A 25182-nucleotide genomic window follows, 5' to 3' on the forward strand; every position below is an offset into this window, starting at 1 on the left:
CGTGCTCGTCCTGCACCAGGGCGAGCGCGCAGCCGGCGTCGGCGGTCTGCGGGCCCGCCGCGGCCAGCAGCCAGGCGACGGCGTCGGCGTAGGCACCGGGGTGGAGTTCGGCGACGCTCGACGGGGTCCGCTCCGGCGGGCCGCCGGGGTGCAGCTCGGCCAGGTCCTGCAACAGGGCGTGCAGCAGCAGCGGGTTGCCCGCGGTCGCCGCGGCGAGGCCGGGCGGCGGGTCGCCGCCGAGCCGTTCGCGGGCGATCGCGTCGACGGACGGCCCGCTCAGCGGCGGCAGCCGCACCGTGTGGACGAGCGAGGGGGCCAGGCCCCAGGCGATACCGCGCGGGGCCGGCGTCATGTCGTACTGGTGACGCTCGGTCAGGATCAGCAGGACCGGCAGCCGGTCGAGCCGGGGCACCAGCCGGCCGAACCAGCCGCGGGAGGCCGGATCCGCCAGGTGGACGTCGTCGACGGCCAGTGCGAGCGGTATGCCGCCGGGCGACAACTCGTCGATGGACGCGGCCTCGGGGGCGCCGTCCAGCAGCCGCCGCACGACGGACGGCACGCTGCCGGCGTCCTGGTCGTGCTGCGCGCAGCGGGTACGGCGGACGTCCAGGCCCTGCCGCCGGGCGAGTTCGGCCGCCGCGTCCAGGAGGGCGGTCCGGCCGCTGCCGGTGCCGCCGCGCACCACCAGCAGGGCGCCCGCGCCCGCCTCGGCCCGTTCCGCGAGGCGTGCCGCGACGGCCAGCTGGCCGTCCCGTTCGCGCAGACCGAGCTGCTCCCCCACCGTGACCACCGCACCCCTTCCGCCGCCGCGGTCCCAGGATATGCCGTGGTGTTGTCGTGGTTGATCTCGTGGTGGTCCACGATGGCCGGGTACCCCCGCCCCGGGCACTGTGGAGCCTGTAGCCGATCCACCGGGGGAACCCTCATGCACAGGCCGAGCCTGCCCACCGCGGTAAGCCTGGCCGTGCTTGCCCTTTCCGTGTTCGTGCTGGTGACGGCGGGCGGCGGCTCCAAGGACGCCGCACGTCCGTCACCGACCCAGGATCCGTCCGGGCACGCCTCCACGGCGCGGCCCGGAGCGGCACTGTCCGCCCTGTTCAGGACGGTGTCATCGCGTTAGACCGCGGCACACCGCGGTCCACCCGGTCTTCCGGCGGCGGGGTTCTCCCCCGTATTCCCCGCCGCCGGAGGTAACACGCCGGCCGTCATCACCGCCCCGCCACCGTCACCAGACGCGGACCGAACCTCCCGGTGCGAACGCCGGACTGGTCGCGTCGGCGGGCGGCTCCTCCAGCGGCTCGGCGATCTCCGCCACCGTGGGGCCGGACTTCGCGGCGACCGCGTCCAGCAGCCCGAGGTCGAAGCCGTAGACACGGGCCGCGTTGCCGCCCACCATCGCGGCGACCTCCTCGGCCGGGAGCCCGGCGAACGCGATCCGCAGCCCCTCCCTGGTGTAGGGATACGTGCCCTCGTCATGCGGGTAGTCGCTGCCCCACATGATCTTCTCCAGGCCGATCCGGTCGCGCAGCGGCACCTCGTGGGGGCGCATGAAGCTCGCCCCGACGAAGCAGTTGTCCCGCCAGACGGCCTTCGGTCCCTTGCCCATCGCGTCCGCCAGCCCGGTGCCGAACTTGGCCTCGGCGGTGGCCGCCCGGGTCGCGGCGCTGACCAGCCGCCCGTGGTAGTACTCCAGCATGTCGAGCACGGCGGGGATCCACCCCGAACCCTGCTCGGTGAGCACCAGCCGCAGCCCGGGGTGCCGTTGGAACGCCCCGCCGAAGATCAGGTGCCACAGCGCCCGGTGCGAGAACCACGTCGTCTCGACCATGAACACCGCGCGGGCCGCGGGTTCGTCGCCGAGCGGCGGGGAGGCCGAGCCGCCGTGGTGGTTCACCGGTACGTCCAGCTCGTCGCAGACCGCCCAGAGCGGGTCGTACACCGCCGAGTACAGCTCGGGGACGCCGGAGCCCGGTGGTGCGCCCGGCAGCAGGATGCCGCCGGTCAGCCCGTGCTCCTTGGCCCACCTCACCTCGCGGACCGCCGCGTCCACATCGTTGAGGAGGATCTGTGCGACGCCCGCGCGCCGGCCGGGGGCCTGCGCGCAGAAGTCGGCGAGCCACCGGTTGTGGGCCCGCAGTCCGGCCCAGCGCAGCTCGAACTCCTCCTTCGAGGGCGCGGGGGCCAGCAGCGAACCGCTGGGGAAGAACGGCGGCACGGTGTTGGGGAAGACGACCTCGGCGACGACGCCGTCCGCCTCCAGCTCCGCGAGCCGGCGGCCGGAGTCCCAGTTGCGCGGCGCCTCGGGGGCGATCAGGTCCTCGTACGGATTGACGTACGTGGCCGCCCATGCGTCGAACTCCTCGTGGAGGCCGGCCGCCAGGTACGGCCGGTAGTCGAGCAGGTCGGCGCCGGCGTGGCAGTCCGCCGAGATCACCGTGTAGCGGTCGTCGGGACCGGAGGGTGTCATGTGCCCGCCTCCATCCCCACGTACGGGAAGTCGTGCCCGGTCAGCCAGTGCCGTCCGGTGTCGCGGGCGCGCGCCCAGGACGCCTCGACGGCCGACTGGTCGTCCGGCTGGCCCAGTTCGGCCGGGGTCGGGCCGATCCGGCGGGCGATCGGCGCCAGCGCCTCGGTGTCGAAGCCGAAGGCCTCGGCGGCGGCCAGCCCCAGCATCTGCCGGGTCTCGGTCACCGGGATGTCGTGGAACGTGTTCTTCAGCCACTCCCGGGTCGCGGGCCAGGTGCCCTCCGGGTGCGGGAAGTCGCTGCCCCACAGGATGTTGCCGACCCCGATCTCGTAGCGCTGGGCCAGCTCGCGGCGCTTGGTGTTGGTCGCGCAGATGAACACCTGGCGGTCCAGGTACTCGCTCGGCGGCCGCTTCAGCTCGGCGAACGGCGAGAGCTTCTTGCCGCCGTGGGCGCCGAGGTAGAGCCGGTCCATGAACCACAGCTGGTTCGGCAGCCACCAGCAGCCGGACTCGGCGATGCCGAACTTCAGCCCGGGGAAGCGCTCGAAGACCCCGGCCCACAGCAGGAACCAGAGCGGCCGGGACGGCCAGAAGGTCACTTCGCTGACGTAGATGCCCAGATGGTCCCCGTACTCGTGGTGCGGGGCCGATCCGGAGTGGGTCACGATGGGCATCTCCAGCTCCTGCGCCACCGCCCACACCGGGTCGTAACGGGCGTCGTGGTACGCCGCCTTGTCGACCCACCGGGCGGGGATCATCAGGGCGCCGAGGCCGGACGCCTTCGCCCTGCGGACCTCGGCCACCACCGCGTCCACGTCGCCGGTGATGGGCAGCAGCGCCACCCCGCAGCGGCGTTCCGGGCTGCGCTCGGCACAGAACTCCGCGAGCCAGCGGTTGTGTGCCTGCGCGCCCGCCATCCCCAGCGCCGGGTCCTGGTCGCCGGAGAGCCCGAGGCCCACCCCGAAGGGCGCGGCGGTCTGGCTGTCGACGGCGTCGGCGTCCGGGAAGACGACCTCGGCCGCCACCCCGTCACCGTCGAGTTCCTTGTCGCGCTGCGCGCTGTCCCAGCCGCCGCGCAGCCCCTCCTCGTTGTCGCTGAACCACTTCTCCGCGAACGCCTCGTTGCGCACCCCGAGCCGCGTCATCGCCTCGCGGCGCGCCTGGCGCTGCCCGAGGAACTCGTCGAAGTCCGCGTGGAACCTGCTGTCGAGATAAGGCCGGTACTGCTCCGTCGGCAGGCCCGCGTGGCAGTCCGAGGAGATGATCAGGTACGGATCCGTCATGGTGTCTCCTGTCCCCTCGTTCAGTCGAGAATGAAGTTCTCCAGATAGCCCGGGTCGGCCCGGTCGAGCATCGACTGCGAACGCGCCCTGATCTGGGCGTCGGTGCGGTCGCTGGCGGGCAGCAGCCAGAAGCGGCCGGCCCGTATGCCGTCGGCCACGAAGCCGGCGACCTCCTCCACGGGGGTGAACGCCACCTCGTGCCCGGCCTCCTTCATCGCGGCCTCCCACTGGTCGAGGCTGCGGTACGGGGTGCGGCGGGGCGCGGACTTGGCGTACCGCTCGGGCCGGTTGCGGTGCGACTCCCACAGTCCGGTGCGGAGCATGTGGGGGCCCGGGAAGAGCACGGAGGCGCCGATGGCCGCGCGCTCGGCTTTGAGATGGGCGTAGAGCGACTCCGTCATCGTCACCACCGCGGCCTTGGTGACGGCGTACACCGAGGCGGTCGGCAGCGGCGCGATCCCGCCGTCTCCCGAGGAGGTGTTGACGACGTGTCCCGGCTCACCGGCCGCGAGCATCCGGGGCAGGAACGCCTGGATGCCGTGGAAGACGCCCCATACGTTGACCGAGAAGGCCCACTGCCAGTCCTTGGGGTCGTGCTCCCACATCCGGCCCTCGGCGCCGGAGCCGACCCCGGCGTTGTTGCACAGCACATGGACGGCGCCGAAGGCCTGGTACGCGGCCTCGGCGAGGGCTTCGACGGAGGCGCGGTCGCTCACATCGGTGAGCTGCCCGACGGCCTCGGCGCCGTTCTCCCGCAGCCGCCCGACGGCCTTGTCGAGCGCGCCCTCCTCCACATCGGCGAGGACCACCTTCAGCCCGTCCGCGGCGAACCGTTCCGCCATGGCGTAGCCGATGCCGCTCGCGGCGCCGGTCACCACGGCCGTCTGTCCGGCCAGCAGGTCCATCAGGCCTCCCGGTGGGGCGCGTCGAGGATCTGCTGGACGTCGTCGTAGCGCTGGTGGATGTAGGGCAGCAGCGCCTGCGCGCTGACCCGTTCGATAACCTGGCCCGACTGGTCGCTGGTCTTCTCGCCGATGGTGATCTCGACGAGCCGGCGCACCGAGAGGTCGGCGACCGGGTCGTACGCGGACTCGCGCAGCACCACGCTGCCGGTCATCGCTTCGAGCTTGCGTACCCGTTCGTGCCGGGTGCAGCGCACCAGCACCGGGTCGCCGTCGAAGCCGTTGCCGTCCACCGCGGGGAGGAACTTGAAGTAGAAGTCGGTCTTCTCGGTGACTCCCGGCAGCGGCAGCGCGCCGCTGACCGCGCCGGCGACCTCGACGAACGCGATGCCGTGCCGGGCGAGCTTCGCCATCACGACGTCGCCGACCCGCTCCACGGTGACCTCGCCGAGCTTCTTCGGTTCGCCGAAGACCTCCCGGCCGCCGATCAGCGCCCGCTCGGTCGTCATCGGCATCACCAGCGGATACCAGCCCTCGACACCGTCGTGCCGGGCGGAGACCGCGACCGAGCCGGCACCCAGCGGGTGTCCGAACAGGTCGACGCGGCTGATGTTCACCCGCACCAGGGGCCGTTCCCCCGGCTTGAGCGGCGGCGGCAGGACCTGTGCCACCACGTCGGGGTCGGTCTCCCAGACCGCCACCACCCCGGTCGACCAGATGTCGGGGAGCTTGCCGCCGCCCGCCTTCGCCGCCTGCATTTCCGCTTCGCTCCGCGGGCCGTACCGTACTCGCGCCATGTCGTGCCGCCCTTCGTTCATGTCAGTCACACGGGTGCGTCATGAGAGATTCGGGACGAGCTCTGTAACACAGTTACACCGACGCGCTCGAAGGGTAAATAGGCGTGCACGGTCCACAATGGGAGCACCATGCCGCGCACCGCCCTGACCCGCGACGACGTACTCGACGCCGCTGCCGCACTTGTCCGGCAGCTCGGCCCCGAGGCGCTGACCATGCGCAAGCTCGCGGCCGAACTGGGCACCGCCGTCACGTCGATCTACTGGCATGTGGGCAACCGCGAATCGCTGCTCGACGAACTGGTGGCCCGTACCGTGCGGGAGATGGGCGCCATCGCGCCCACCGGCCGCGGGCCGCTCGACCGGGTGCTGTCCATCGCCCGCGCCCAGCGCCGGATGCTGCGCGACCGGCCGCATCTGATCGCGATGGTGCACGAACGCGGCCTCACCGAGCTGATGTTCCTCCCCGCCCAGCAGGCCCTGGTCCATGAGCTGCACGACGCGGGGCTGCGCGGGGGGCGGGCCGCCGAGGCGCTGCGCGCCATCGAGTTCCACGTCATCGGCTTCGTTCTGGTCGAACGCAACCGCGAACGTTCCCCCGCCCAGAGCCCCGCGGAACAGGACTTGTGGGACACCGCCACGGCCGGCCACGACCCGGCGCTGGCCCGCGCGCTGGCCGCCCCGCCCGACCCCGAACGCCTCTTCACCACCACCACGCGCGCCCTGGTCGGCTCCCTGCTGTGTGTCTGAGTGTCAGCGGCGCCCCTTATTCTCAATGACCATGCTGGACAACCGCACCGAGCCGACCGCCTCCCCGTCCCCGTGGCCCGCCGCCTACCCGGACGGATATGCCGTGGTCGACGTCGAGACCACCGGTCTCGGCCGCGACGACCGGATAGTGTCCGCCGCCGTCTACCGGCTGGACTCCCGGGGCGAGGTCCAGGACCACTGGTACTCACCGGTCAACCCGCTGCGCGATCCCGGCCCGGTGTGGATCCACGGACTGACCAGCGCGATGCTCGCCGACGCCCCGCTCTTCCCGGACATCGCCGCCGAGCTCGCCGAACGGCTGGCCGGCCGGGTGCTCGTCGCGCACAACGCGGTCTTCGACTGGTCGATGCTGGCCCGTGAGTACGCGCGGGCGAAGTCCACCGCCCCCGTCGAACAGCGGCTGTGCACGATCGTGCTGGCCAAGGAGCTCCGGCTGCCGCTGGCCAACCACAAGCTGGAGTCGCTCGCCGCGCACTACGGCGTCGTCCAGCAGCGCGCCCACCACGCCCTGGACGACGCGCGGGTGCTCGCCGAGGCGTTCCGTCCCAGCCTGCACCTGGCGGCCGCGGCCGGCCTGCCGCTGCCGCTGCACGCCTGCCGGCCGCTCACCGAGTGGACCGAGGGCAGCGTGCCGGCGGCCCGCCCCGCGCCGGCCGGCGGGTCGTACGGCTCCTACCGCCCCAGCAGCTGGCGCCCGGCGCGCAAGCGGCCGTCCTGCCCGTACCCCAACCCGGGCCGGATGGCGCCCGAGGGCCCGCTCATGCAGGGGATGCGGGTGGCGTTCTCCGGTGACACCGGGATCGACCGCGAACTGCTGGAGGACCGCGCGACCGACGCCGGGCTGCATGTCGCGTCCAGCGTCAGCCGTCTCACCAGCCTGCTCGTCACCAACGACCCGGACTCCCCGACGAGCAAGGCCGCCAAGGCCCGCGCGTTCGGCACCCCCGTCATCGACGAGCGGCGCTTCGCGGAACTCCTCAAGGCGGTGACCCCGGCGCCCGGGGTACACGGCTGATCGAGTGGCGCGGCGGCGACGCGCCCGGCGACCTGTTGCCCGCCGCCCCCGCGCCGCGCAATCTGTGCCCCATGGCCCGATGTGAAGTGTGCGGAAACGACTACGTCATGAGCTTCGAGGTGCACGCCCAGGGTGCGGTGCACGTCTTCGACAGCTTCGAATGCGCCATCCACCGCATGGCGCCCATCTGTGAGCACTGCCGGGTGCAGGTCGTCGGCCACGGCGTCGAGGCCGACGGCCGCTGGTACTGCAGTGCGCACTGTGCCAAGGCCGAGGGCGTGCACGGCCTCGTCGACCGTGTCGGCTCCGTCCCGATCTCCTGATCCGTCCCCCACCGACCCCCTACCGGAGGGCGCCCCACGACCGAGTACGGTCGTGGGGTGTACCGCTTTCTGCTCTCCCGCCAGTGGGTGATCCTCACGCTGCTCGGCCTGGTCATGATTCCCACGATGATCAAGCTGGGCTACTGGCAGCTGCACCGTCACGAGCACCGGGTGGCCAACAACCACCTGATCAGTCAGAACGTCAAGGCCGCCGCCGTCCCGGTCGAGCGGCTGGCCGCGCCCGGCAAGGCCGTACCCCGCAAGGACCTGTACCGGTCGGTGAGCGCGACCGGTCACTACGACACCGCGCACGAGGTCGTCGCCCGCCAGCGCACCGCGGCCGACGGGCAGAAGAACGGGTACCACGTCATCACCCCGCTGGTGCTGGACGACGGCCGGGCGATCCTGGTGAACCGCGGCTGGATCGACGCCGACGGCGGGCTCACCGCACTGCCGAAGATCCCGGCCGCCGAGTCCGGCGAGATCACCGTCACCGGGCGGCTGCGCCCCGACGAGACGAGTTCCAGCACCGGGATCAGGAACAAGAGCGGGCTGCCGGACCGCATGATCATGCTCATCAACTCCACCGACCTGGCGAAGACCGGCCCGCGGCAGTTGCTCGGCGGCTATCTGGAGCTGGCCACCACCTCCCCCAAGCCCTCCGGCGCCCAGCCCGAACTGATCCCCGAGCCGGACGACTCCAGCATCGGCCCGCACATGGCGTACGCGATCCAGTGGTGGCTGTTCTCGGCGATGGTCCCGGTCGGCTGGGTCATCCTGGTGCGCCGCGAGCGCAAGGAGCGGGTCTCCGGGCAGGAGTCACAGAAGAGCGTTCCGGTCGCGGTGTAACGGCGTCCCCGGCACGCTACGAGCAGGAGTGTGGACGAAAGGCGGCCCCGTGCCAGGACTGATCGAGGACTACGCGCTCATCGGTGATCTGCAGACCGCGGCGCTGGTCGGCAAGGACGGCTCCATCGACTGGCTGTGCCTGCCGCGCTTCGACTCCGCCGCGTGCTTCGCGGCGCTGCTCGGGGACGAGGAGAACGGCCAGTGGCGGATCGCCCCGGCCGGCGCGGACCAGTGCACCCGGCGGGCGTACCGCGGCGACACCCTGGTGCTCGAGACGTTCTGGGAGACCGCCACCGGCATCGTCAAGGTCATCGACTTCATGCCGCAGCGCGACCGCGCCCCCGATGTCATGCGGATCGTTGAGGGCGTCTCCGGCACCGTGCAGATGCGCAGCGAGCTGCGGCTGCGCTTCGACTACGGCAGCATCGTGCCCTGGATGCGGCGCGCCGAGGGCCACCGCATCGCCGTCGCGGGGCCCGACTCGGTCTGGCTGCGCAGCTATCCGCCGCAGCTGCCGATGTACGGCAAGGACTTCTGCACCTACGCCGACTTCTCCGTCTCGGCGGGCGAGAGCGTCGCCTTCGTCCTCACCTGGCACCCGTCGCACGAGACCCGTCCGCGCCGGGTCGACCCGTACGATGCGCTGCCCCACGCCATCGAGGACTGGGAGAAGTGGTCGGCGCAGTGCACCTACGACGGCCCCTGGCGGGAGGCCGTGCTGCGCTCCCTCATCACCCTCAAGGCGCTGACGTACGCGCCGACCGGCGGTATCGCCGCGGCCGTCACCACCTCGCTGCCGGAGGAGATCGGCGGGGTGCGCAACTGGGACTACCGCTTCTGCTGGCTCCGCGACGCCACCCTGACACTCAACGCGATGGTCTCCAGCGGCTATCTCCAGGAGGCCGCGAAGTGGCGGGACTGGCTGCTGCGCGCGGTCGCCGGAGACCCCGCCGACCTGCAGATCATGTACGGGATCTCCGGTGAGCGGCGGCTGCCCGAGTACGAGGTGCCGTGGCTGAAGGGGTACGAGACGTCCGCCCCGGTCCGGATCGGCAACGCGGCGGCCGGGCAGCTGCAGCTCGACGTCTACGGCGAGGTGCTCGACTCGCTCCACCTGGCCCGGAACAGCGGACTCTCCGACGACAAGCACGCCTGGAGCCTGCAGCGCGCCCTGATGGACTTCCTGGAGTCCAACTGGCGCGAGCCGGACGAGGGCCTGTGGGAGGTCCGCGGGCCGCGCCGGCACTTCGTGCACTCCAAGGTGATGGCGTGGGTCGCCGCGGACCGCGCGGTCCGCACCCTGGAGGCGCAGCCGAAGCGCGGCGGCGACCTGGCCGGCTGGCGGGCCATGCGCGACCAGGTGCACCTGGAGGTGTGCAAGCGCGGCTACGACAACGAGCGCAGCACGTTCACCCAGTTCTACGGCTCCACCCAGCTCGACGCGGCGACGCTGCTCATCCCCCAGGTCGGCTTCCTGCCGCCCTCCGATCCGCGGGTGATCGGCACGGTCGACGCGGTGCGCAGGGAGCTGAACCACGGCGGCCTCGTCCGCCGCTACACCCTCGACGAGAAGGCCGTGGACGGCCTGCCGGGCGACGAGGGCGCCTTCCTGGCCTGCTCGTTCTGGCTGGCCGACGCGCTGCACACGACCGGCCGCGAGCGGGAGGCCCGCGAGCTGTTCGGGCACCTGCTGAGTCTGCGCAACGACGTCGGGCTGCTCGCCGAGGAGTGGGACCCGGTCTCCCGCCGCCAGCTCGGCAACTTCCCGCAGGCCTTCAGCCATATCGGGCTCGTCAACACCGCACTGAGCCTGTCCGGAGTCCGTAAGGGAGCATGAGCGCATGGATCTGGGACTGAAGGACCGGGTGTACGTCGTCACCGGCGCCACCCGCGGGCTGGGCATGGCGGCCGCCCGTGAGCTGGCGGCCGACGGCGCGAAGCTGGTCGTCTCCGGGCGCTCGCAGGAGTCGGCGGCCGCGGCGCTGGGCGGCCCGGGGAACACGATCGGGATGGCCGCCGACAACACCGGCGCGGACACCCCCGACCGGCTCATCGGCGCCGCCCGCGAGGAGTTCGGACGGCTGGACGGCGTACTGATCAGCGTCGGCGGCCCGGCCGTCGGCCTCTCCGAGACCATCACGGACGACCAGTGGCGGGACGCGTTCGAGACGGTCTTCCTCGGTGCGGTACGGCTCGCCCGGGCCGCCGCGGCGGCGCTCGGCGAGGGCGGCGTGATCGGCTTCGTGCTCTCCGGGTCGGTGTACGAGCCGATCCCCGGCCTGGCGGTCTCCAACGGGCTGCGGCCCGGGCTGGCCGGCTTCGCCAAGAACCTCGCCGATGAACTGGGCCCGCGCGGCATCCGCGTCGTGGGCCTGCTGCCCTCCCGGATCGACACCGAGCGGGTGGCGGAACTCGACGCCCTCAGCGGCGACGCGGCGGCCTCCCGCGCCCGGCACAGCGCCACCATCCCGCTGGGCCGCTACGGGACCCCGGAGGAGTTCGGCCGCGCCGCGGCCTTCCTGCTCTCCCCCGCCGCCTCGTATCTGACGGGCATCATGCTCCCGGTCGACGGCGGCGCCCGGCACGGCTTCTGACGTACGGCGTGCGGCGTACGGCGCCTGGGACGCCGGTCAGTTGACGCGGCTGGCGCGGTGCTTGACGGCGCGCAGCCGCGCCTCGGCCGGGAGATGGTCGAGGCCCGCCGAGCCGCCGGCGCGTTGCAGGATCTCGGTGTCCAGCCGGGAGACGACGGTGTCCGGGGCCGCGTGCGGCGCCAGGGCGAGGGTGAGGCGCGCGCGGGGCGCGGAGCGCTTGCCGGTCAGGACGGCGCCGGCCCGGTCCACACCGTCCAGTGCCTCGGTCTCGGTGACCAGGATGTCCTCCAGGGCCCGGCCGCGCAGCACGGCGTCCTGGCCGTCGCGGCTGTCGATGCGCAGCTGGCGCAGCCGGTGGCTGCGGAACTGGGCCAGGAACCACCACAGGGCCGTCAGCACCAGCACGCCCAGGACGGCCAGGACGGTGGGCCACCACCAGCCGTCGCCGCGGTAGCGGGTGCGGTCGCGGGCCGTGAGGAGCACGTCCTCGGGGCCGTCGAACGGCCACCAGCCCGGCAGGGTGAATCCCCAGCGGCGCTGCAGGTCCAGGCTGCCGACCAGCACCGCGAGGCCGGCGATCAGCAGGAGCAGGCCGGTCAGTGCCAGCAGGGTCCGGTTGAGGGAACTGCGCATCGGCGGATCAGCCCTTCTGGGCGCGCTGGACGTGGACGCCCAGGCTGGGCGGGCGGGCCAGCCCGAGTTGGACGACGCCCTCGGCCAGGGCGGCGTCCAGGTCGGCCCGTACTTCGTCCAGGTCACGGAAGTGGGACGCGGCGCGGGCGGTGACATGGCGGCGGCCGACGCGGACCCGGACGGTGTGCACGCCGGAGACCTCCATCGCCCGGTCGCGCAGCGTGAGTTCGGCGGCGTGCCGGTCCAGCCCCGCGCGCACCCCGGTGACACTGCGCCGCATCGGCAGGATGTCGCGCAGGCCGGGGGTGACGGCCAGGACGATCAGCCACAGACCGATCACCACGGCCGCCGCGGCGGCGGTGATGACGAGCACGTTGTCCAGCGGCCGGGTGGCCAGTTCACGGGCCAGCCGTGGCCGCCAGCTCATCGCGGCGCGGTCGGTGCGGACCGCGGCGATGTCGTAGAGCAGGATCCCGGCGGCCCCCAGCACCACCAGCGCGGTCAGCGCCGACGGCACCCGGCGCTCCGACCAGAACCGGCCAGCGCGGCCGGCCGGCGGTTCGGCGGGGCGCTCGGCGGCGGACCCGCCGGATCCGTCGGGCTCGTCCGGTTCGTAGGGCCCGACGACCGGCAGCTGCCGTGTCGTGCCCTCGGGTTCGGGTTCCGCACCGGTCCCGGTCACCGCACCCTCCCCTCGCTCTGTTGCCGCGCCGTCGCGGAGTGCAGCCGCTCGATCTCGACGGCGACCTCAGGTACCTCCATACCCGTCAGTGACGTCACCCGGTCCGCGACATGGCGGCGCACCGAGCCGCAGACCGCACCGAGGTCACCCGGATAGCCCAGTTCCACCGACAACCGCACCCGGGCGGTCTCCTTGCGCACCGAGACCGACGCGTGCGGCGTACGGTCCGGCGGCACGAGCCCGGACTCCGGGATGTCCGCGAGCACCTCGGACGCGGCCCGCGCGGCGATCTTCGCCACCACCCGGTCCGCGATCCTGAGCGCGCCCCGCTCCGCGGCCGGCAGGGTGACCGGGGCCGCAGCGGCCATCACCGCCGCCGGTCGCGGCTGCGGAAGAACTCTCCGGGCTCCAGATCGCCGTCCACGAACTTCCCGGCCACGAACCCGACCGCGCCGAGCGCGGCCACCAGCAGGAACGCGCCGAACCCGCCGAAGTACCCGGCGAATCCGAGCGCCATGCCCACGATCAGTCCGACCAGCGACATTCTCATCGTCCGCTCACCGTCCTCGCCTCACCGCTGTCGCCGGCACCGCCGGCCGCCGTCCCACCCGTCCACCCGGTCGTCACTGGACCCTCTGCTCCCGGTCGTCCTCGTCGTCCTCGTCCGGCAGCTTCACGTCGCCGACCGCGACATTGACCTCGACGACCTCGAGACCGGTCATGCGCTCGACCGCGGCGATCACGTTCTCCCGCACCGCGCGGGCCACCTCGACGATGGACACCCCGTACTCGACGACGATGTCCAGGTCGAGCGCGGTCTGCACCTCGCCGACCTCCGCCTTCACCCCACGGGTGACGGACTTGCTGCCGGGCACCCGGTCACGCACGGCGCCGAAGGTGCGGGCGAAGCCGCTGCCCATCGCGTGCACACCCAGCACATCACGGGCCGCCAGCCCGGCGATCTTCTCGACCACTCCGTCCGCGATGGTGGTCCGGCCGCGGGTCGCGGGGTCGCCCAGCGGCGCCCGCCGGCCGGGCGTCCCGGCACCCCCGCTCGTGCCCTTCTCCAATGTCCTGCCCTCGCCCACGGAATCGGGGCCCTCCGGCTCGGACAGGTTGCGCTGTGCCGCCTCGGTCATGGCGAGTCGTCCCTTCGTCTGGGCTGCTCCATGCACCACACTATGTGCGCATGCCCTGCCGCGCCGTGGAGATGCGGTCAGGAAGCGTGGAGCGGGCCGCCGTTCGGGTGGCGCGCGGCGAAGGAGGCGGAGACCGGTGGCTGTGGACCGTTTGGCCCGTGCGGTACGGGAGCAGATCGCGTTCGGGCGCGTGCTGCCGCTCGGCGGGGCGGGAGACGGTGTCTGGATCACCGAGAACGCGGCGGCCGACGCGCTGCGCGGGGCGGTGAACGGGCTCACCGGCGTCCGGGTCGGCACTCTGCGCATCGGCCCGGAGCCGGTCCGGGTGCCGCGTCAGGAAGCAGAACCGACGACGGAGCCGGCGACGGATGCGAATAATCTGCCGCTCGTACCGCCGAGTGCGGTGCCGTACGGCCCGCTGTGCGTGGCCGCGGCCTTCGAGGCCGCCATCGACCGGCCGCTGCCCGCCACCGCGGATCAGTTGCGGACCGCGCTGTGGAGTGCGGCCCACGATCTGCTGGGGCTGGCCGTCACCTCGGTGGACCTCGATGTCACGGGCCTGATCGATCCCCAGGCCGGACCTGCTCCCCTGGCCGCCGTCGAGGGCCCGGCCGGTGCGACGGGCCAGGATCTGACGGAGGCCGGGCCGCCGCCCGCCGGCAACGGGGTGGTCGCCGCGGCGCTCCTGGTGCCGGGTGTCGCCCGGGTGACGTCACGGCTCGGCGGCTTCGCGTCCGGGATCCGCACGGCCGACGGCGGCGATCCGCCGGCCCGGGAGGTCCGGGTGCAGATCGCGGTCATGCCCGGCCACCGCGCGCTGGATGTGGCCCGCGCCGTGGCCGCGGCGGTCACCGAGGCCGCCGAGCCAGGTGCCCCGGGCCCTGTGACGACGGCGGTCGTGGTCACCGCCATCGGGTGACCACGACCGGACATCGACCGGACGCCGATCGAACGGGGCTGCCGGGCGGAGTTACTCGCCGACGCCGGCGAGGTCGCGCAGCCGGCGGGCCTGGGCGGCGCGCTCGGCGGGGCGCTGCTCCTCGTAGTGGCGGTCGACGGCGCCCCGCAGCAGGGCCTTGGTCTCGATGACGGCGTCACGCGGCGCGGCGAGCAGCGCCCCGGCGAGGTCCTGGACCGTGGCGTCCAGTTCGGCGACCGGGACGACCAGGTTGGCGAGGCCGAGGCGCTCGGCCTCCGACCCGTGCACGAACCGCCCGGTGGCGCAGATCTCCAGGGCCCGCGCATAGCCGACGAGGTCGACCAGCGGCTTGGTGCCACCGAGGTCGGGCACCAGTCCGAGGCTGGTCTCGCGCATGGCGAACTGCGCGTCGTCCGCGCACACCCGCAGATCGCAGGCGAGAGCGAGCTGGAAGCCCGCACCGATCGCATGGCCCTGTACGGCGGCGATGGTCACGATGTCGCTGCGCCGCCACCAGGTGAACGCGTCCTGGTACTCGGCGATCGTCGCGTCGAGCTTCTTGTCGGAACCGCGCGCGAGGTCGATGAACGACGGCTCGCCGTCGAAGCCCTCGGGCGTGAAGGCCTGCCGGTCGAGCCCCGCGGAGAAGGACTGGCCTTCGCCGCGGAGCACGACAACGCGCACGCTGCCCGGCAGGAGCCGGCCTGCTTCGACCAGGGCCCGCCACAGGGCGGGCGACTGGGCATTGCGTTTGGCCGGATTGCACAGTGTGACGGTCGCGACGGAGTCGTCGGCGGTGAGCCGCACTCCGTCACGCTCGAGCAGCACGGTGGGGTCGGGCATCGGGCACCTCCGAGCGAACCGCGGAATTGATTACCGAAGAGTAACCACGGGGTCGACACAGTCGTCGACCGGGTGGGCACGCTGGGGAATCCGGGTCGTGGGAGATGCCCTGCCCGTCAGGCCGTAGCGGCCTTCGACTTACCTCGTGTTGCACCGCCGCGACCGCGCAAGGTCACGCCGGACTCGCTGAGCATCCGGTGCACGAATCCATAGGAGCGGCCGGTTTCTTCGGCCAACGCCCGGATGCTCGCACCGGAGTCGTACTTCTTCTTCAGGTCTGCCGCGAGCTTCTCGCGCGCGGCGCCGGTTACCCGGCTGCCCTTCTTCAGAGTCTCGGCCACCCGTGCCTCCTCTAGGGAAGTGCGCTCTGGACTCTCATGATCACCCCTAGGCGCCTTCCTGGCCACCCATTCGGCAAGGTCCGTACGACAACATTTGAACCGGGGACCTTTTTCCGGCGGCCGGGTGGCGCACGAAGATCCCCGATTTCGTCCGGCGCTTTCCGGACAGTTGTCCGGGCGCCGCGAAAAGCGGCAGGTCATCCATGGTCGGTAAGGAGTTTCCCGACGTCACGCCACTGATCGACTCAGGGCGGCGGTCATACCGCGCCACCGGGTGGCGCGGTATGAGCTCGTCTCACACAGATGATGGATCACCCGTAGGCCGAATGATCCACTGCGAAGTGATCAGGCGGGTCGGCCGGACGGGCCGGCGGGTCGGGGCGGCGCGGCGGTCAGGCCAGCGAGACCAGATCCGCGTAGTCCTCGCCCCACAGGTCCTCGACACCGTCGGGCAGCAGGATGATCTTCTCGGGGGCCAGTGCGTGCACCGCGCCCTCGTCGTGCGTCACCAGGACGACGGCGCCACTGAAGGTGTGCAGCGCGCCGAGGATCTCCTCGCGGCTGGCCGGGTCGAGGTTGTTGGTGGGCTCGTCGAGCAGCAGCACGTTGGCGCTGGAGACCACCAGCGAGGCGAGCGCCAGCCGGGTCTTCTCACCGCCCGACAGGACGCCGGCCGGCTTGTTGACGTCGTCGCCGGAGAACAGGAACGAGCCGAGGATCTTGCGGATCTCGACCAGGTCGGTGTCCGGGGCGGCCGAGCGCATGTTCTCCAGGACCGTGCGCTCCGGGTCCAGGGTCTCGTGCTCCTGGGCGTAGTAGCCGAGCTTGAGGCCGTGGCCCGGCTCGACCTTCCCGGTGTCGGGCGTCTCGACGCCCGCCAGCAGGCGCAGCAGCGTGGTCTTGCCGGCGCCGTTGAGGCCGAGGATGACGACCCGGGAGCCGCGGTCGATGGCCAGGTCGACGTCGGTGAAGATCTCCAGCGAGCCGTACGACTTGGAGAGCCCGGTCGCCATCAGCGGGGTCTTGCCGCAGGGCGCGGGGTCCGGGAAGCGGAGCTTGGCGACCTTGTCCGAGACGCGGACGGCGTCGAGGCCCGCCAGCAGCCGGTCCGCGCGCTTGGCCATGTTCTGCGCGGCGACCGTCTTGGTGGCCTTGGCGCGCATCTTGTCGGCCTGCGAGTTGAGCGACGCGGCCTTCTTCTCGGCGTTGCTGCGCTCGCGCTTGCGGCGCTTCTCGTCGGCCTCGCGCTGGGCCTGGTAGAGCTTCCAGCCCATGTTGTAGACGTCGATCTGGGTGCGGTTGGCGTCCAGGTAGAAGACCTTGTTGACGACCGTCTCCACGAGCTGGATGTCGTGGGAGATCACGATGAAGCCGCCGCGGTACGTCTTGAGGTAGTCGCGCAGCCAGACGATGGAGTCCGCGTCCAGGTGGTTCGTCGGCTCGTCGAGCAGCAGGGTGTCGGCGTCGGAGAACAGGATCCGGGCCAGCTCCACCCGGCGGCGCTGGCCGCCGGACAGGGTGGACAGCGGCTGGCCGAGCACCCGGTCGGGCAGTCCGAGGGCGGCGGCGATGGTGGACGCCTCGGCCTCGGCCGCGTAGCCGCCCTTGGTGAGGAACTCGGTCTCCAGGTTGGAGTACTTCCGCATCGCCTTCTCGCGGGTGGCGCCCTTGCCGTTCGCCATCCGCTCCTCGTTCTCCCGCATCTTGCGCAGGACGGAGTCCAGGTCGCGGGCGGAGAGGATGCGGTCGCGGGCGAGGGTCTCCAGGTCGCCGGTGCGCGGGTCCTGCGGGAGGTAGCCGACCTCGCCGGACCGGGTCACGGTGCCGCCGGCGGGCTGGCCCTCACCGGCGAGGACCTTGGTGAGGGTGGTCTTGCCGGCGCCGTTGCGGCCGACGAGGCCGATGCGGTCGCCCTTGGCGATACGGAAGGAAGCGGACTCGATGAGGATGCGGGCTCCAGCACGCAGCTCGAGGCCAGTGGCAGTAATCACGGGAAAAGCTCCAGGGCATGGCGAACGACAGAAAGGGGCGCGGGGGAGGTCGTACGCCGCCGGCTAATGAACGAGAGGGACTGCCATACAGGCCAGTCTACCGGGGTGTGGCAAGCCGGTTGTTGCCCAGGGGAGTGCGATGAGGTGCTACGCGCCCGAGGCCGTCGACCGCGATCAGCTGACCCGTCCAGGCCGTGTGCGGATCCGCGCACGGCTGGGCGACGACGACCGCGGAGCTCCTGGGAACCACGCGGGAGGGCGGCCGGGCGACACGGGCGGGCCGGGGCGGGCTTCGCCCGTTCGGTCCTGGGGCGCCGGGGTGGGGCAAATCACCCATACTCGTCGTATGCAGTTCGACGACAACGCGAAACTGGACACGTCACAGGTGCAGGACCAGCGCGGTGGCGGCTCGTCCGGCGGCGGACCGTTCGGTGGTGGCGCTCCCAGCGGCAAAGTGGTCGGCGGCGGCATCGTCGGCCTGATCGTGGTCGTCATCGGGATCGTCCTGGGCATCAGCCCCAACCAGATGGGCCTGTCCGGCAGCGCCACGGACACCGCGCCGCGCACCGGCGCGGCCGCCGATCTGGCGCAGACCTGCGCGACCGGCCGGGACGCCAACACCCAGGGGCAGTGCCGGATCGTCGCGGTGGTCAACAGCGTCCAGGCGTACTGGACGAACGAGTTCCGGCAGCGTGGCGGCACCTATCAGCCGGCGCCGACCGTCTTCTTCGACCGGCCGATGCGCACCGGCTGCGGCGTCGCCGATCCGCGGACCGGACCGTTCTACTGCCCCGTCGACCGCAAGGTCTACATCGACCTGAACTTCTTCGCCACGCTGCAGAGCCAGTTCGGCGCCGAGGGCGGGCCGTTCGCGGAGAGCTACGTCGTCGCCCACGAGTACGGGCACCATGTGCAGAACCTGCTGGGGACGCTGCGCGCCGCCCAGGACGGGCGCACCGGGGCCACCAGCAAGTCGGTACGGGTCGAGCTGCAGGCGGACTGCTACGCGGGCCTGTGGTCGAAGAACGCCACCATGACCATCAACCCGGCCACCGGCAGACCGCTGATCACCGCCGTGACGGCGGACGACATCGCCCGCGGCCTGGACGCGGCGGCCGCGGTCGGCGACGACGCGATCCAGTCCCGCGCGCAGGGTCGGGTGACCCCGGACAACTGGACACACGGCTCGTCGGCGCAGCGCCAGCAGTGGTTCACCACCGGTCTGCAGACCGGTGACCCGGCGCGCTGCGACACGTTCGGATAGCCCCTCAGCAGGGAGGGACGGCGACGGCCCGGCGGGTGTTCCCGCCGGGCCGTCGCCGATCGTCGTCGTCCCCGGTGCCCGAGCGGTCAGACGCCGCCGGTGTGCACCTGGAAGGCGGCCCGGCGGACAGCCTTGGCGACCGCGGGGTCCGGGTGCGCGGCGGCCAGCGCCACGAGCACCTGGACGGTACGGGGGTGCCCCGCGCCGCGGATCTCCACCAGGAGCGACCGCACCGAGCCCTCCACCGCCGCGTCGAGATGGCTGACCAGCAGCTGCCCCTCGCCGTGGTCGGCGACGGCCGCGGCGGTGTCCACCCACAGCCAGGCGGTCTCCTCGCGGGTCAGCAGCCCCGCGACGGCCTCGGGGTCACCGCCGTCCTGCTCGGCCAGCCACAGCAGCGCGTACGGGCGCAGCGTCGGCTCCTCGGAGGAGGCGCGGACGGCGGGCTCGGCGGGCGCGCCGACCACCCGGAGCGCCTCGAAGGCCAGACCGCGCAGCAGCGCGTCCTCACCTCGGGCGGTCTCCAGCAGTTCGGCGACGGCCAGGCCGACGGGCCGGGCGGCGAGCCAGGCGCGGTACTCGGCGCGGGCCGGGCCCGGGGAGAGCCGAGCGCAGGCGCGCAGCATCTTCTCCGCGGACTGCTCGATATGGCCGGCCGGGCCCTGGGCGGCCACACAGATCTGTTCCAGCTTGACCCAGACCGCCCAGTTGCCGAGCGGGGTGAGCGCGGCCTCCTGGGTGTCGGAGCAGGCGTCGCGCGGATACAGCGCCCCGACCCCGGCGACCGCGTCGAGCACCCAGTTCAGGAGCGCGGGCAACGGGTCGTGGGCGCCGTCGGCGGGCGGCTCGTGCCGTTCGGTCCGCAGTTCCGCGACCCGTTGGCGCAGCAGGTCCAGCAGGGTGTCGACCGGTACCGGGCCCGAGGAGAGGTGCAGGAAGGACAGCAGCTGGGGGGTGGCCTCGACGACCTCGGCCACCAGCGAGGGATCCGCCTCGGCGGGGTCGCCGGGCGGATGCGCGAGGGACCAGGCGTCGAAGAGCGCGACCCAGCCGCGCAGCACCGCGGTGTTGTCGCGGTCCCAGGCGCGCAGCCGCCAGCCGGGGCGGGCGGCGCCCTGATGGAGTTCGATCAGGCCCGCGAGCCGGGCCCGGTCCCAGCCGGACCGGATCTGCCGTTCCGTCAACTCCAGCGCGGCGGCTGCCTGCTGGACGTCGGCGTCCGGAAGTATCCCGGTCGGACCTGCGGTACCGGGTCCCGCTTCGGCCCACCGCGCGAGGCGGACCGTGTCGGCGAGTTCGGCGCGCGCCTGGCGGGCGAGCTCGGACAGCGCGGGGGTGCCCTCGGGCGGCCGCGGCGGGCGGGAGCGCCGCGCTGTCGCCGTGGGGCGGGCGGCGGAGCCCCCCACCGCGAAGGCCAGGGAGGGTCGTCGGGGGACAAGGCGGAGCGGCGTGTCTCGCGAAGTACGGGACGTCACTGGAGCAGTGTCCCGGGTGAGGCCCCAGAATCCCAAACGCGCTCCGGGGCGGCGCCCCTCACGCTGCGCTCCCGGCTCCGTGCCGAGCGCTACATCAGAGGCGTCAGGAAGCGTCGCAGGGCCTCTTCGTACGACGCCGGGTCGACGTTCCACATAGCGCTGTGGGAGGCGCCGGGGACGGTGTGGAGCGTGACCAGATCCGGTCGCCTCGCAGCGAGTTGGCGCGATCCTGACCAGGACGAGAGGGTGTCGTCCGGGCCGTGCACGACCAGTGCGGGAACGCTCAGCCGGGCGGGGTCCGCGGCGTCCGCGATGCGTTCCGCATGCAGCCCGGTGCGGCCCTCCGCGGCGCGCACCCCGAGCGGTACGAGCGCTCCCGGCACGCCGTGGGAAAACGCCGCGGCGCGCACGGTCGATTTCCAGTCCAGGACGGGTGAATCGAGGATCAGCCCGCTGATCCGGCCCCGGAGCGCCGAGTGGTCGGCGGCCCGCAGCGCCATCGTGGCGCCCGTCGACCACCCGTAGAGGACGAACCGCTCGGCGCCGTACTCCGCGGCGTACTTCATCGCCGCGTCGAGGTCGCGCCATTCGGTGTCGCCGAGGTGTCCGAGGCCGTCCGGTGAGGGCGGGGCGCCGGGATCGTTGCGGTAGGCGAGGTCGAGCACCGGGAAACGGTGGCCGTGCAGGGCCGGCAGGACGTTGAGCGGAAGTTCACGGGTCGCGCCGAGGCCGTGCACGGTGATCACCCACGTCGAGCGGGCCCCGGGCACGAACCAGGCGGGCAGGGGACCGAGTTCGCCGGGCACCAGCACCTCGGCGTAGTCCAGACCGAGGGCGCTGCGCGGGTCGCCCGCGTGGACCTGGGCCGTCATCCGGACCATGGTGCCGGGGTCGAGGGCGCCGCTGTAGACGCGGTCCAGGCGCCGGGCCACCGTGTCCGGTGTCGTCCACAGCACCTCGCCGACCGCGGCGTGCAGGCCGTCGCCGGACAGCCCGTAGACGCCCGGCCGCAGGGAGGCCAGGGCGCGGGTCATGCTGACCTGGCCGGGCGCGGTGGCGTGGACGGTGACCCGCTCGTCCGGTTCCGGGCCGTCGGTGGACGGTTTGAGGGCGAGGTCGGACACGTACCGTCCGGCCGCCACAGCGGCCGCGCCGGCACCGAGCACGGTGGTGGCGGCCACGGCCGCCACGGTTCGTATACGCATCGGTTCCAGTGTCGGCGGGGCGGCGCGATGCGGCCAGTGGACAGCGGCCGGCCGGGTCACCGGCGGTTCCGGCCGGGCGGTGTCAGCCGGGCTGGCCGTAGCCGCGCAGCCGCCCGCCCGCGTCGTCCAGCTCGGCGTCCGACAGCAGGGCGGGGGTCAGTCCGGGGACCGAGCGGGCGGTGAGCCAGACCTGGCACATCCACTCCAGCTGCGCCGTACGGTCGTACGCTTGATCGAGTGTGGCGCCGTACACGAGCGTGCCGTGGTTGCGCATCAGGCACGCGCTGCGGTCGCGCAGTGCCCGCAGCACCTGCGCGGCCAGTTCGTCCGTGCCGTAAGGGGCGTAGTCCGCGACCCGGATCCGGCCGCCCATCGCGGCCGCCATGTAGTGGATCGCCGGAAGTTCGTCCACCAGGGTCGAGACGGCCGTGGCGTGCACCGCGTGGGTGTGCACGATGGCCCGCGCACCCGTGCCGCGGTAGACGGCCAGGTGCATCGGCAGCTCGCTGGTGGGGCGCAGCCGTCCGGCGACCTGCCGGCCGTCCAGATCGACGGCGACCGCGTCGACGGGGCCGAGCCGGTCGTACGGGACGCCGGTCGGCGTCACCAGCACCAGATCGCCCACCCGGACCGAGACATTGCCGGACGTACCGACCACCAGGCCGTCCGTGACACTGCGCCGGGCCGTGGCGACCAGCTCCGACCAGGCTTTCTCCATGGCATCGCGCATCCGTCGATCCTTACAGGTTGGGCGTTGCCGCGTCCTCGCGGGGCGCAGTACCGTCCCGCACACCACCGGCCGCACACCACGGCCCACCGGATCGCATCACGGATTGCAGGGGCATCATGACCACCGTCAACGGCGGCATCTCCTTCTGGTACTCGCAGACCGGCGTACCCGTGCCGCGCGAGCCACTGCCGGGTGACACGACCGCGGACGTCTGCATCGTCGGTGGCGGCTACACGGGCCTGTGGACCGCCTACTACCTCAAGAAGGCCGTGCCGTTCCTGCGGATCACGGTGCTGGAGCAGAAGTTCTGCGGCTACGGGGCGTCGGGGCGCAACGGCGGCTGGCTGTACAACGGCATCGCGGGCCGCGACCGGTACGCGAAGCTGCACGGCCATGAGGCCGCGGTCGCGCTGCAGCACGCGATGAACGAGACGGTCGACGAGGTGGTGCGGATCGCCGCCGAGGAGGGCATCGACGCCGACATCGTCAAGGGCGGGGTGCTGGAGGTCGCGCACTCCCCCGCGCAGCTCGCCCGGCTGAAGGCGTTCCACGCGGCGGAGGTGGCCTTCGGCGAGAAGGACCGGCTGCTGCTGGGCGCGGGCGAGTCCGCGGAGCGGATCCGGGTCGCCGGGACCTCCGGCGGCACCTGGACGCCGCACGGCGCCCGTATACATCCGGTGAAGCTTCTGCAGGGGCTGGCGAAGGCCGTCGAGGCGCTGGGCGTGGTGATCCACGAGTCCACCACGGTGACCGAGATCAAGCCGAAACACGCGATCACCCCGTACGGAACGGTGCGCGCCCCGTACGTGCTGCGCTGCACGGAGGGCTTCACGGCCTCGCTCAAGGGGCAGAAGCGGTCCTGGCTGCCGATGAACTCCTCGATGATCGCCACCGAGCCGCTGCCGCGGCAGGTGTGGGACACCGTCGGCTGGGAGGGCCGCGAGACGCTCGGCGACATGGCGCACGCGTACATGTACGCGCAGCGCACGGCCGACGACCGGATCGCGCTGGGCGGCCGCGGGGTGCCGTACCGCTTCGGTTCGCGGACGGACAACGACGGGCGGACGCAGCCGGCCACGGTCGAGGCGCTGCGCGAGATCCTGGTCCGCTTCTTCCCCGCTACCGCCGGGGTGGCGATCGAACATGCCTGGTCAGGGGTGCTGGGCGTGCCGCGCGACTGGTGTGCCAGCGTGGAGCTGGACCGGGCCACCGGGCTCGGCTGGGCGGGCGGCTACGTCGGCAGCGGCGTCGCGACGGCGAACCTGGCGGCGCGCACGCTGCGTGATCTGGTGCAGCTGGACTCGGGTCAGGGGCACGGCACCGAACTGACCGCGCTGCCCTGGGTGGGCCACCGGGTGCGGCGCTGGGAGCCTGAGCCGTTCCGCTGGATCGGGGTGCACGGAATGTACGCGGCCTACCGCGGCGCGGACCGCCGTGAGCTGTCCGGGCGCAGCAGCGAAACGGACCCGGTGGCACGCGTCGCGGACCGGATCTCCGGGCGGCACTGAAATGAATTCCGGGGGGCGGTGCCGGGCCGGGTCCCCGGCGGCAGCGCAGTCGCCCCAACACCCGGCATGGCCTGAAGAATCCGGTCCGCGGGCACCGGCACCATGCGGCCGCCGCCAGTTAACCTTCCGTTCACTCAGGCTCCGTACGGTCGCCACCGCCACTGTCCGATCAAACGATTGCCTGGGTAAATGGAACACATCACGCTCCTGATCGGAATCGTGATCGTGACCGCTCTCGTGTTTGATTTCACGAACGGTTTCCACGACACCGCCAACGCGATGGCCACCACCATCTCCACCGGCGCGCTCAAGCCCAAGACGGCGGTGGCCATGTCCGCCGTGCTGAACCTCCTCGGCGCCTTCCTGTCCGTGGAAGTCGCCAAGACCATCTCCGGCGGCATCATCGACGAGAGCGCGGGGATCCGACCGGAAGTCATCTTCGCGGGTCTGGTCGGCGCCATCGTCTGGAACATGCTGACCTGGCTGGCCGGGCTCCCGTCCAGCTCCTCCCACGCACTGTTCGGCGGCCTCATCGGCGCGACCCTGGTCTCCGTCGGCGCCCATGGCGTCAACGGCGACAAGGTCGTCATGAAGGTCCTGATCCCGGCGCTCGCCGCCCCGGTCGTCGCGGGCCTGGCGGCGATGCTCGCCACCAAGCTCACCTACCGGATCGGCCGCAACAGCGACCCGAAGGCAACCGCCAAGGGCTACCGGGCCGGGCAGATCGCCTCGGCCGGCCTGGTCTCGCTCGCGCACGGCACCAACGACGCACAGAAGACGATGGGCGTCATCACCCTCGCGCTGATCACCGGCGGAGTCGTCGCCCCGCACGCCGACCCGCCGATGTGGGTCATCGTCTCGGCCGGCACCGCCATCGCGCTCGGCACCTACCTCGGCGGCTGGCGCATCATCCGCACGATGGGCAAGGGCCTCACCGACATCGAGGCACCGCAGGGCTTCGCCGCCCAGACCGGCGCCGCGGCCACCATCCTGGCCTCCTCGCACCTCGGCTTCGCGCTCTCCACCACCCAGGTCTGCTCGGGCTCCGTGATGGGCTCCGGTGTCGGCCGCAAGGGCGCGGTGGTCCGCTGGAGCACCGCGGGCCGCATGGTCGCCGCGTGGGGCCTGACGCTGCCCGCCGCCGGCCTGGTGGCCGCAGGGGCCGCACTGCTGGCCGACCAGGGCACGTGGGGCATCGCCGGGGTCGCCGTCCTGGCGCTCGCCGCCTGCACCGTGATCTGGCTCGCCTCGCGCCGCAAGCCGATCGACCACAGCAACGTCAACGAGCTCCCGGTCGAGTCGCAGGGTGCGGTCACCGCCGCCATCGCGGCCGTCAGCCCGCCGCCCGCCGGACCGGTCGCCCCGCTCGCCGCGACCATCCCGGCTCCCGCGGCCGTCGCCTCCCCCGCCGACGCCGCACCGGCCACGGCCTGATCCCGGCCCGGAAGGAATCA

Annotated in this window: 26 protein-coding genes and 1 pseudogene; 11 read left to right on the forward strand and 16 right to left on the reverse strand. The window is 72.6% G+C overall.

What is annotated here, in order from left to right; translation table 11 throughout:
- Positions 1 to 781 (reverse strand): annotated as a pseudogene (locus G3I60_RS23365) (helix-turn-helix transcriptional regulator); the annotation flags it as partial.
- 144 nt (positions 782 to 925) lie between these two features.
- Here G3I60_RS23365 and G3I60_RS23370 point away from each other — a divergent pair.
- Positions 926 to 1120, forward strand: a complete 195-nt coding sequence (locus G3I60_RS23370; RefSeq protein ID WP_138354986.1) for a hypothetical protein — start codon at positions 926 to 928, stop codon at positions 1118 to 1120.
- A 105-nt stretch (positions 1121 to 1225) separates the two neighbouring features.
- Here the strand turns inward: G3I60_RS23370 and G3I60_RS23375 are convergent, their stop codons facing one another.
- The 4 genes from G3I60_RS23375 to G3I60_RS23390 are packed head-to-tail and all read right to left on the reverse strand — an operon-like array spanning position 1226 to position 5449.
- Positions 1226 to 2467 (reverse strand): amidohydrolase family protein, encoded by a 1242-nt coding sequence (locus G3I60_RS23375; protein ID WP_164299143.1) that lies wholly within the window; start codon positions 2465 to 2467, stop codon positions 1226 to 1228.
- A complete protein-coding gene (locus G3I60_RS23380) occupies positions 2464 to 3750 on the reverse strand; it encodes an amidohydrolase family protein (RefSeq protein WP_138354988.1) in 1287 nt (428 codons plus the stop codon). Before G3I60_RS23380 ends, G3I60_RS23375 begins: the two co-directional genes overlap by 4 nt.
- A gap of 20 nt (positions 3751 to 3770) precedes the next feature.
- A complete protein-coding gene (locus tag G3I60_RS23385; protein WP_138354989.1) occupies positions 3771 to 4655 on the reverse strand; it encodes an SDR family NAD(P)-dependent oxidoreductase in 885 nt (294 codons plus the stop codon).
- The gene (locus G3I60_RS23390; RefSeq protein WP_164299170.1) at positions 4655 to 5449 is read right to left on the reverse strand and encodes an acetoacetate decarboxylase family protein; all 795 of its coding nucleotides are present in this window, start codon (positions 5447 to 5449) and stop codon (positions 4655 to 4657) included. Before G3I60_RS23390 ends, G3I60_RS23385 begins: the two co-directional genes overlap by 1 nt.
- A 129-nt stretch (positions 5450 to 5578) precedes the next feature.
- Between G3I60_RS23390 and G3I60_RS23395 the strand changes: the two genes are divergently transcribed.
- The 6 genes from G3I60_RS23395 to G3I60_RS23420 all read left to right on the forward strand — a co-directional run bounded on the left by G3I60_RS23395 (position 5579) and on the right by G3I60_RS23420 (position 10998).
- Positions 5579 to 6196 carry a TetR/AcrR family transcriptional regulator gene (locus G3I60_RS23395; RefSeq protein ID WP_164607669.1) on the forward strand — a complete coding sequence of 206 codons (618 nt, stop codon included), beginning with the start codon at positions 5579 to 5581 and terminating at the stop codon, positions 6194 to 6196.
- Between the two features lie 31 nt (positions 6197 to 6227).
- Positions 6228 to 7232: a DEDDh family exonuclease gene (locus G3I60_RS23400; RefSeq protein WP_203673637.1), complete on the forward strand. Its 1005-nt coding sequence runs from the start codon at positions 6228 to 6230 to the stop codon at positions 7230 to 7232.
- Positions 7233 to 7303: 71 nt separating this feature from the next.
- A complete protein-coding gene (locus G3I60_RS23405; RefSeq protein ID WP_138354992.1) occupies positions 7304 to 7555 on the forward strand; it encodes a hypothetical protein in 252 nt (83 codons plus the stop codon).
- Positions 7556 to 7612: 57 nt separating this feature from the next.
- Positions 7613 to 8404 carry an SURF1 family protein gene (locus tag G3I60_RS23410; RefSeq protein WP_164299148.1) on the forward strand — a complete coding sequence of 264 codons (792 nt, stop codon included), beginning with the start codon at positions 7613 to 7615 and terminating at the stop codon, positions 8402 to 8404.
- Between the two features lie 28 nt (positions 8405 to 8432).
- The gene (locus G3I60_RS23415; protein ID WP_343241874.1) at positions 8433 to 10241 is read left to right on the forward strand and encodes a glycoside hydrolase family 15 protein; all 1809 of its coding nucleotides are present in this window, start codon (positions 8433 to 8435) and stop codon (positions 10239 to 10241) included.
- A 4-nt stretch (positions 10242 to 10245) separates the two neighbouring features.
- Positions 10246 to 10998 (forward strand): SDR family oxidoreductase, encoded by a 753-nt coding sequence (locus G3I60_RS23420; protein WP_164607672.1) that lies wholly within the window; start codon positions 10246 to 10248, stop codon positions 10996 to 10998.
- Positions 10999 to 11034: 36 nt separating this feature from the next.
- Here the strand turns inward: G3I60_RS23420 and amaP are convergent, their stop codons facing one another.
- The 5 genes from amaP to G3I60_RS23445 form a co-directional block, all read right to left on the reverse strand.
- The gene (amaP, locus tag G3I60_RS23425; protein ID WP_164299154.1) at positions 11035 to 11631 is read right to left on the reverse strand and encodes an alkaline shock response membrane anchor protein AmaP; all 597 of its coding nucleotides are present in this window, start codon (positions 11629 to 11631) and stop codon (positions 11035 to 11037) included.
- Between the two features lie 7 nt (positions 11632 to 11638).
- Positions 11639 to 12313 (reverse strand): DUF6286 domain-containing protein, encoded by a 675-nt coding sequence (locus tag G3I60_RS23430; protein WP_138354997.1) that lies wholly within the window; start codon positions 12311 to 12313, stop codon positions 11639 to 11641.
- A complete protein-coding gene (locus tag G3I60_RS23435; protein ID WP_138354998.1) occupies positions 12310 to 12681 on the reverse strand; it encodes an Asp23/Gls24 family envelope stress response protein in 372 nt (123 codons plus the stop codon). The genes G3I60_RS23430 and G3I60_RS23435 overlap by 4 nt, the downstream gene beginning before the upstream one ends.
- Positions 12681 to 12863 (reverse strand): hypothetical protein, encoded by a 183-nt coding sequence (locus G3I60_RS23440; protein WP_138354999.1) that lies wholly within the window; start codon positions 12861 to 12863, stop codon positions 12681 to 12683. Before G3I60_RS23440 ends, G3I60_RS23435 begins: the two co-directional genes overlap by 1 nt.
- A 73-nt stretch (positions 12864 to 12936) precedes the next feature.
- Positions 12937 to 13452 carry an Asp23/Gls24 family envelope stress response protein gene (locus tag G3I60_RS23445; protein ID WP_138355000.1) on the reverse strand — a complete coding sequence of 172 codons (516 nt, stop codon included), beginning with the start codon at positions 13450 to 13452 and terminating at the stop codon, positions 12937 to 12939.
- Positions 13453 to 13588: 136 nt separating this feature from the next.
- On the opposite strand from G3I60_RS23445, the gene G3I60_RS23450 reads away from it, so the two are divergent.
- Entirely contained in the window at positions 13589 to 14371 is a 783-nt protein-coding gene (locus G3I60_RS23450; protein WP_164299156.1) for a hypothetical protein, read from the forward strand.
- 51 nt (positions 14372 to 14422) lie between these two features.
- On the opposite strand, the gene G3I60_RS23455 is transcribed toward G3I60_RS23450, so the two are convergent.
- The 3 genes from G3I60_RS23455 to G3I60_RS23465 all read right to left on the reverse strand — a co-directional run bounded on the left by G3I60_RS23455 (position 14423) and on the right by G3I60_RS23465 (position 17546).
- Positions 14423 to 15214, reverse strand: a complete 792-nt coding sequence (locus tag G3I60_RS23455) for an enoyl-CoA hydratase/isomerase family protein (protein WP_164299158.1) — start codon at positions 15212 to 15214, stop codon at positions 14423 to 14425.
- 116 nt (positions 15215 to 15330) lie between these two features.
- Positions 15331 to 15555 carry a helix-turn-helix domain-containing protein gene (locus G3I60_RS23460; RefSeq protein ID WP_187144825.1) on the reverse strand — a complete coding sequence of 75 codons (225 nt, stop codon included), beginning with the start codon at positions 15553 to 15555 and terminating at the stop codon, positions 15331 to 15333.
- 392 nt (positions 15556 to 15947) lie between these two features.
- On the reverse strand, positions 15948 to 17546 hold the full coding sequence (locus G3I60_RS23465) for an ABC-F family ATP-binding cassette domain-containing protein (RefSeq protein WP_138355003.1): 1599 nt from the start codon (positions 17544 to 17546) through the stop codon (positions 15948 to 15950).
- Positions 17547 to 17892: 346 nt separating this feature from the next.
- Between G3I60_RS23465 and G3I60_RS23470 the strand changes: the two genes are divergently transcribed.
- The gene (locus G3I60_RS23470; protein ID WP_138355004.1) at positions 17893 to 18810 is read left to right on the forward strand and encodes a neutral zinc metallopeptidase; all 918 of its coding nucleotides are present in this window, start codon (positions 17893 to 17895) and stop codon (positions 18808 to 18810) included.
- Between the two features lie 86 nt (positions 18811 to 18896).
- Here the strand turns inward: G3I60_RS23470 and G3I60_RS23475 are convergent, their stop codons facing one another.
- From G3I60_RS23475 to G3I60_RS23485, 3 genes are all read right to left on the reverse strand, one after another.
- The gene (locus tag G3I60_RS23475) at positions 18897 to 20285 is read right to left on the reverse strand and encodes a hypothetical protein (protein ID WP_343241876.1); all 1389 of its coding nucleotides are present in this window, start codon (positions 20283 to 20285) and stop codon (positions 18897 to 18899) included.
- Positions 20286 to 20374: 89 nt separating this feature from the next.
- Positions 20375 to 21490 carry an alpha/beta hydrolase gene (locus G3I60_RS23480; RefSeq protein WP_164299162.1) on the reverse strand — a complete coding sequence of 372 codons (1116 nt, stop codon included), beginning with the start codon at positions 21488 to 21490 and terminating at the stop codon, positions 20375 to 20377.
- Between the two features lie 82 nt (positions 21491 to 21572).
- Positions 21573 to 22220, reverse strand: a complete 648-nt coding sequence (locus G3I60_RS23485) for a class II aldolase/adducin family protein (protein ID WP_239070150.1) — start codon at positions 22218 to 22220, stop codon at positions 21573 to 21575.
- Positions 22221 to 22336: 116 nt separating this feature from the next.
- Between G3I60_RS23485 and G3I60_RS23490 the strand changes: the two genes are divergently transcribed.
- Positions 22337 to 23728, forward strand: a complete 1392-nt coding sequence (locus tag G3I60_RS23490; protein ID WP_164299164.1) for an FAD-binding oxidoreductase — start codon at positions 22337 to 22339, stop codon at positions 23726 to 23728.
- Positions 23729 to 23917: 189 nt separating this feature from the next.
- Complete coding sequence (locus G3I60_RS23495) at positions 23918 to 25162, forward strand: inorganic phosphate transporter (RefSeq protein ID WP_164299166.1); 1245 nt, start codon at positions 23918 to 23920, stop codon at positions 25160 to 25162.
- Positions 25163 to 25182 lie beyond the last annotated feature (20 nt).

The sequence above is a fragment of the Streptomyces sp. SID13666 genome, from assembly GCF_010548325.1.
GTDB lineage: Bacteria > Actinomycetota > Actinomycetes > Streptomycetales > Streptomycetaceae > Actinacidiphila > Actinacidiphila fildesensis.

What these genes read in the sequence shown, in the direction of transcription:
- G3I60_RS23445 (WP_138355000.1), bottom strand. Translation starts at nt 13,452, where the DNA reads ATGACCGAGGCGGCACAGCGCAACCTGTCCGAGCCGGAGGGCCCCGAT.
- G3I60_RS23370 (WP_138354986.1), top strand. Translation starts at nt 926, where the DNA reads ATGCACAGGCCGAGCCTGCCCACCGCGGTAAGCCTGGCCGTGCTTGCC.
- G3I60_RS23495 (WP_164299166.1), top strand. Translation starts at nt 23,918, where the DNA reads ATGGAACACATCACGCTCCTGATCGGAATCGTGATCGTGACCGCTCTC.
- G3I60_RS23400 (WP_203673637.1), top strand. Translation starts at nt 6,228, where the DNA reads ATGCTGGACAACCGCACCGAGCCGACCGCCTCCCCGTCCCCGTGGCCC.
- G3I60_RS23485 (WP_239070150.1), bottom strand. Translation starts at nt 22,220, where the DNA reads ATGCGCGATGCCATGGAGAAAGCCTGGTCGGAGCTGGTCGCCACGGCC.
- amaP (WP_164299154.1), bottom strand. Translation starts at nt 11,631, where the DNA reads ATGCGCAGTTCCCTCAACCGGACCCTGCTGGCACTGACCGGCCTGCTC.
- G3I60_RS23380 (WP_138354988.1), bottom strand. Translation starts at nt 3,750, where the DNA reads ATGACGGATCCGTACCTGATCATCTCCTCGGACTGCCACGCGGGCCTG.
- G3I60_RS23480 (WP_164299162.1), bottom strand. Translation starts at nt 21,490, where the DNA reads ATGCGTATACGAACCGTGGCGGCCGTGGCCGCCACCACCGTGCTCGGT.
- G3I60_RS23385 (WP_138354989.1), bottom strand. Translation starts at nt 4,655, where the DNA reads ATGGACCTGCTGGCCGGACAGACGGCCGTGGTGACCGGCGCCGCGAGC.
- G3I60_RS23420 (WP_164607672.1), top strand. Translation starts at nt 10,246, where the DNA reads ATGGATCTGGGACTGAAGGACCGGGTGTACGTCGTCACCGGCGCCACC.
- G3I60_RS23440 (WP_138354999.1), bottom strand. Translation starts at nt 12,863, where the DNA reads ATGAGAATGTCGCTGGTCGGACTGATCGTGGGCATGGCGCTCGGATTC.
- G3I60_RS23405 (WP_138354992.1), top strand. Translation starts at nt 7,304, where the DNA reads ATGGCCCGATGTGAAGTGTGCGGAAACGACTACGTCATGAGCTTCGAG.
- G3I60_RS23435 (WP_138354998.1), bottom strand. Translation starts at nt 12,681, where the DNA reads ATGGCCGCTGCGGCCCCGGTCACCCTGCCGGCCGCGGAGCGGGGCGCG.
- G3I60_RS23490 (WP_164299164.1), top strand. Translation starts at nt 22,337, where the DNA reads ATGACCACCGTCAACGGCGGCATCTCCTTCTGGTACTCGCAGACCGGC.
- G3I60_RS23375 (WP_164299143.1), bottom strand. Translation starts at nt 2,467, where the DNA reads ATGACACCCTCCGGTCCCGACGACCGCTACACGGTGATCTCGGCGGAC.
- G3I60_RS23390 (WP_164299170.1), bottom strand. Translation starts at nt 5,449, where the DNA reads ATGGCGCGAGTACGGTACGGCCCGCGGAGCGAAGCGGAAATGCAGGCG.
- G3I60_RS23395 (WP_164607669.1), top strand. Translation starts at nt 5,579, where the DNA reads ATGCCGCGCACCGCCCTGACCCGCGACGACGTACTCGACGCCGCTGCC.
- G3I60_RS23470 (WP_138355004.1), top strand. Translation starts at nt 17,893, where the DNA reads ATGCAGTTCGACGACAACGCGAAACTGGACACGTCACAGGTGCAGGAC.
- G3I60_RS23455 (WP_164299158.1), bottom strand. Translation starts at nt 15,214, where the DNA reads ATGCCCGACCCCACCGTGCTGCTCGAGCGTGACGGAGTGCGGCTCACC.